Annotated in this window: 2 protein-coding genes and 1 pseudogene; 1 reads left to right on the forward strand and 2 read right to left on the reverse strand. The window is 58.5% G+C overall.

Annotation, left to right across the window (positions count from 1 at the left end; genetic code table 11):
• A pseudogene (locus H5U08_RS10520) lies at nt 1–1340 on the reverse strand (hypothetical protein); the annotation flags it as partial.
• Nucleotides 1341–1753: 413 nt separating this feature from the next.
• Here H5U08_RS10520 and H5U08_RS10525 point away from each other — a divergent pair.
• Nucleotides 1754–2992, forward strand: a complete 1239-nt coding sequence (locus H5U08_RS10525; RefSeq protein ID WP_297032797.1) for a putative sugar nucleotidyl transferase — start codon at nt 1754–1756, stop codon at nt 2990–2992.
• 224 nt (nt 2993–3216) lie between these two features.
• Here H5U08_RS10525 and H5U08_RS10530 read toward each other — a convergent pair.
• A partial coding sequence (locus tag H5U08_RS10530) for a glycosyl hydrolase (protein ID WP_297032799.1) occupies nt 3217–4670 on the reverse strand: 1454 nt, incomplete at its 5' end.

Genomic DNA, 4670 nt, shown 5'->3' on the forward strand with positions numbered 1-4670 from the left:
GGAACCTGCTGCGCAAGCCGTGCCAGGTCTTCCAGACCCTGCGGGTCTTCCGCTCCGATCACCGCTGCAAACACGGCCGCGTTAAGTTCCGTGAGCGCATCCATGATCCAGGTCACGGTGGGATCCTGCGGGCTGCCTTTCTGGAGGAACACCAAGAGAACGGGAAGGTTTTCCGGCACAGGCTGTGTCAGGACGGGCATCATGACCTGACGATCGGTCGGTCGAGCATTGGGACTCAGGACATGCGCTGCCAGCGCCAACCGAATCTTTTCCGTCATGACATCCTTCACGAGGTCGAACAGCAGTCGCTGGATTTCATCTCCCGTCATTTTCCGCTGCGGAGCGCCCGGTCCCCCCGATCCCGGATAGCCCGGATATCCTTCTGGTGGATAACTCGATGAGTACTCCTCTGGGCTTTCATAGGAAGGCGGGCTGCCGGGAGAACCGTAGCTGGAAGAATATTCGGGAGGTGGCCCCGAGGCCCCCGGGTAGCCCGCTGGAGGACCGTATCCGCCAGGATATCCCCCAGGTGCGCTGCCCGGTGCTTGCTTGGGCAGGCGGGGCGGTTGCGTGAGGACTTCGATCACAAGGTCTTCATAAATCGGTTTGGAAAGATTCTGGGCCACTTCGCGGAGAGTGGTTTCAACAGCCACGCGATCGTCCACCACTTCCAGCTTGGCGTCCAGGAGATCTTTGATCACGCCGACCGCGGCGGAAGTGCCCAGCTTGACGAGAGCGGTGGCTGCCGCTTTCAGCACATCAGTTTCGAAGCTGGGATTGGCGGCGGCACCTCCAGGCGGCCCCATTCCTGGGGGCGGACCAGCCATGGGCGGACCACTGCCGTACCCTTCTTCAGGGGGAGGATAAGGGCCACCAGAACCATACGGTGCTCCGGAACCGTAAGGGGCGCCAGAACCGTAGGGAGCACCAGAGCCATAGGGTCCGGCCGAGGCAGGTTTCGCGGCCGGAGGTTTTTCCATCAGAGCCTTCAAAATCTCCACAGCTTGGGCCTCACGCTGGCCGGATGCGGCATCGGCCACCAACCGATCGATCGCCTCGAAGAGTCGCTTGTCCTGCTTTTGTCGGGCCTTTTTGAAATCGTCGAGAGTCCACTGGCCGACATCCTCAGGCAACTCCTCCTTTTTTTCTTCCTTGGCCTCCTGCTTGGGAGGACTTGGAGGCGGCGTGGGAGCCGGAGGCGGAGCAACCACGGGTGGACCCGAGCTGGAACTCGCGGTGGAATTATCCCCACCCCGGCTACATCCGATGACAGACCAGCCCAAAATGCCCAGGATGAGACCAAGCCAAATTCCCCAACACCGCACGGTGATGAGCCTCATAACGATGACCCTCCGTTCCCCGGGATATTCAGACGGTCGGCTTGTTTTCTGCCGCCCTCACCTAACGCGCCCGACACGGTTTGTTCCCCCAACTTTTCGTTACGGTCCGCACAAGCGTTTCGGGCCCGGCAAGCCTTACGTGCGCCGCCCTCCATTGTACCACTTTTCAAGGGGCTTTCGTAGCAATTCGGGGGTTGCCACACAATTGCCAGAACTGTGGGACAAAATTGCCTTTGACAGATTTCCCCTCCGCGTTCTACGGTACTGAAAAGGGCTGATGAGGCGTTTTTTGCTGCCCGGCTGCGCGATGTATTGGTCGTCTGGTCGGTTCAGCAGACGGACTTTTTGTGGTTGACACTCTGCGGCACAGTCCCGAACCAAGTGAAACGCATGGCCGCAACAGGAGGGCGAATATGAACATTCTCCTTTTTGAGGATGAACTCGTCACGCAACTTTATCCGATCACCACAGGACGTCCCGCGTTTGCTGTTTCGTGTGGGGGATACCGACTCATCGAACTCATTCGTCGGTTCGAAACAGCCATTTATGCGGACGTTCGCCCCCACCTGACAGAACTTTCGCAACTCGATTTCGCCCTCGCGGCTCCACCTGAGATGTGGGAGGGACGCTGGTTGTTCGTCAACGCTCGGCTGGTTCCCAGCGTTGGGGCCGTGGCAATCCTCAAAGAACTGGCCGAAGACCAGCGCAATGTGCTTGTCCGCTGGAATAATCACACGGCGGCTGCCGCCATGACGTTTTCCACCCCCGTTCCACGACCGCGCGAGTCGTTGTCCGAGTTTCTTGTTCGACAGTGTGCGGAGGACCATGTTGAGATTCTGGACCGCCGCCTCGTCCTGTTCGAGTATCCGCACGAGGTCGTCAAATACCATATGGAAATTCTGGGGGAGAACCTCGCCGACAAGATTGCTCGGGGAAATTATCGCCAGTTGTCAGACGGGCTTTTTGTCGGAGACAACGTCGTCCTGGGGGACTACCTGAGCGTCAACAGCACGGCGGGACCGGTGGTTATTGAATCCGGTGCACGTGTCGGGCCGTTCTGTCACTTTCAGGGGCCGGTTCTTGTAGGCCAAAACGCCAAACTCATCGAACAGGCCTCACTCAAAGACAACGTCGCCCTCGGACACACGACAAAGGTGGGTGGGGAAGTGGAGGCGTCCATCGTGGAACCCTACAGCAACAAGCAGCACCACGGTTTCCTGGGCCATAGTTATCTGGGAAGCTGGGTCAACCTGGGCGCCGGAACCTGCAACAGTGATCTCAAAAACACGTACGGGCTGGTCGTCATGGAGTACAACGGCAAGCGCGTGCCCACAGGAATGCAATTTATGGGCTGTATCATCGGCGATTACACCAAGACGGCCGTCAACACCGGGATCTTTACCGGCAAGGTCATCGGCGTGTGCTGCATGGTGTACGGCTTCGTGACGACGAACGTGCCCAGTTTTACCAACTACGCACGGCTCTTTGGACAGATGACCGAACTGCCCGTGGAAGTTGCCATCGCGGGCCAGCAGCGGATGTTTCTGCGGAGAAATGTGACGCAACGGCCATGCGATATCCAGCTCATCCGCGATATGTACGAGCTGACGCAGGGCGAACGGCGTCTGGCTAACGCCCCGCTCGTGCTTTGAGAACCGTTTTTCCTCGCTGAAAAAAACCGGCACGTGTTGTCTCGGTACCGCAGCGCAGGTCACCGGCGATGTGCCGGTGCCTGTCCTCTGTGCGACGCGCCCTTTTTCTCCGAGAGCACGTTGCCGCACCTCATTGCGACAACGCATGAACCGCGAAGGCGATCGCAGCCTTGTCTGCGCCCCTGCTGGTCCTGCGGTATGGCCGAAGCTACTTCACCGGTTTGTTACGGGGAGTTCCCGGTTACCTGCTTGACCACCATGCCTTTACCGGGAGGCACAGTGATCTGTGTTCCATCTGAGAAATGGACCGTTACGGGGACGGCACGCAGGTTGAAAGCGACGTACGTGCGATGTTCTCCGTTGCGACACACAGCATAGAGGGGATGATCAGCGGTCACCGATCGATCCACGCGACCCATGTCCAGGAGACTGTGGATCCAGCAGTAGGTGTTGGTCCTCGAGTTTCCCGATTCCGGTTGAAAGCTCTCCGCTGCGGCGTTGAATTGGCGAAGAGCATCCTGGGGATCGTCGAGTGCACGGTACATCCAGATCAGGTCGGCCCATTGATCCCACCTGGGACCACCCTTGTGAGCTACGAGGGCTTCGTAATTCCTGCGTACGTATTCGGGGTATAGCCCAAGGTAAAGCGATCCACCGTGGAAAGGCAACCAGTTGATTCCATGGATGGCCTCGGGCCTGGCCGAGAACCACGTTGCATAGTCTGCCTTGCCACCCCAAATCATCCCCACCACGGGTTCAGGAAAAGATGCGGGCCGATTGTCACCGGACACGTCAAACCAGTATTCGTTGATGGCGTACAATTCGCTGGTGTAAAGATAAACTCCAAGATGCCGGAGGGCGGTGTTACCCGTCGCTTCCCCCAATAGAATCAGGGCACACCAGGCGTTCATGGCTTCGGAGGAGGACTCCTGATTGTTACCATCTGCGAACCGGGCATGACCGCTGGCCCAGCTATGGCCGGCGTACACATCAAAGCATCGCAAAAATGGGAAGCGTGGATCACCGCGCCGCGTGCATGCAATGTCGTCGATCAACATCTGTAACACGCCGCCCCATCGCGAAGGATCAGCCCACTGCGGATCGTATCGCACAATTTCGGCGGCCGCTCGGAGAAAATAGCCGTAGTGAAAATGGTGGTCGTTCAGCTCCGTATCGGTCCCGTAAGCGGCTGGATACCCGATGAGCGTGCCCCATCGCTCATCGTAATAGAACAGTCCCGATGATTTGAGACGGCCGGTGTCGCCAACCGCAGTGAACCAGGCTTCAAGACGTTGCTGGATTTGCCGGAGAAGTCCTCGCCGGACCGCGTGATTGCCATTTTCCGCTGCCAGGGCCGCCAGCGTGGCCTGTCTTCCCAGCCATTTGCCTTCCCAATACGTGTCGCCGGGGGCCCCTCGTGTTTTGGTGCAATCTTCTTCCAGATACCGATCGACAGCCGTTCGATCCCAGCTTGCCGTGGCCGGGAGAACAGGCAGTACGCCGGGAAAAGTCATCCGGATGGTTAACGACCGCCCTTCGGCAAGCTTCATTGTTCCGCGGACCGACTCATATTCGTAGGGGAGAATCCTCGCGTCGGTGTTTTTCCACTGATGGGGATACAGGGCAAAGAGCGTGCCCGGTGTCGAGCCTTCATATTGCGCCGTTTTGTAGTTGAAAG

It is taken from the genome of Thermogutta sp., assembly GCF_014359955.1.
Taxonomy (GTDB): Bacteria; Planctomycetota; Planctomycetia; order Pirellulales; family Thermoguttaceae; genus Thermogutta.

Coding starts and splice junctions, on each gene's coding strand:
- H5U08_RS10525 (WP_297032797.1), top strand. CDS start 1,754: ATGAACATTCTCCTTTTTGAGGATGAACTCGTCACGCAACTTTATCCG.